Genomic DNA, 1184 nt, shown 5'->3' with positions numbered 1-1184 from the left:
GAGCTGAGCCGCTGGCTGGTCGACCTCGCCCACGGCGGGCTCGGCGCCGCTCAGGTCCAGCCGGCCTCCTGGTGGGAGGCGACCGCGGCGCGGATGGTCGATGCGCAGGCCCCGGGGCTCGCCGAGGTCGTCCGCGACATGGCGCGGATCGCCGCGGCGGACGGTCCCGACTGGCCGGCGCGGCTCACCGACCAGCTCGGCCGCCTGTACCTGCTCTGCGAGGGCTGGTCGAGGCGGGGCGAGGTAGGGCCCGCACTGGTCGACGTGGTGCGCGACCGGATCGGCTTCTCCCGGAGCGCGGCGGACGTGCTCGCCGGCGAGCGGCTCACCGGGCCGATCGACGTCCTCGGCGAGCGCCGGTTCACCACCGGGAAGCTGCAGGGCCGGCGGCAGTGGTTGCGGGTGGCCGGATTCGCCCGGCTCGCGCTTGTGGTCACCTACGGCCCCGCCAAGCAGGCCCCGCCGCCGGCCCTGCCCGTCCTCACCCGGTTTCAGGCCGAGGTGGCCGCGTATCCGGGGCGTCGCCCGACCAGGCTGGCCCTCGCCGCCACGACTACGGCCCCGCAACCGCTCGCCGACCTGGCCGCCGACGACGCCGGTGATACCGCCAGAACCTGGCAGGAGGCGCTGACGGCACTCGCCCCCGCGTTGGCCGCGGATCCGTGGGCCGACCCCGTCGCGTTCGTCGTCCGCCAGCTCACCGTGCTGCCGCCGCCCGTCGAGGCCCCCCATCGGACGCCGACGGGTGCGGCGGCGAGGAAAGGTCAAGGTCTGGTGGGTGAGCCCTCGTCGGGCCTCGGTGCGCGCTGGCTGCTGCGCGACCTGGCCGGCCAGGCCCTGCCGCTGACTGCGGACGCGGGCACCCGGTGGGGCTGTCACCTGCTGGCTCTCGGCGGCGGCCGCCCCGTGGACCTGGCGGTGGAGTGGGACGGATTCGACCTGGTGCCGTTGGCGGCGATGCCGTCTCGGCCGCAGCCCGGCGCCGACCTGCCCGCGCCGCCAAGTTCCACGGACCCCGAGAGCGGGCCCGCGCAGCCGCCTGCCTGTCCGCGACCGACGCCAGGATGGTCGAGCCTCGTCGACGCGGCCGTGGTCGGCACGGCACGCGCAGCCGTGCCCGTCATCCCCGACCTCGGCGGCGTTCCCGGCGACGGCGGCGGCGCGGCCGGCGACGCGGGCCGGGG

Annotated in this window: 1 pseudogene; it reads left to right on the top strand. The window is 77.3% G+C overall.

The features are described 5' to 3' along the window. Nucleotides 1-1184, top strand: a pseudogene (locus tag ND748_RS32370) (SWIM zinc finger family protein); the annotation flags it as partial.

It is taken from the genome of Frankia sp. AiPs1 (genome assembly GCF_023716945.1).
Classification (GTDB): domain Bacteria; phylum Actinomycetota; class Actinomycetes; order Frankiales; family Frankiaceae; genus Frankia.
Note: the sequence above shows the minus strand (reverse complement) of the source record. Positions and strands in the feature narration are given on the sequence as shown.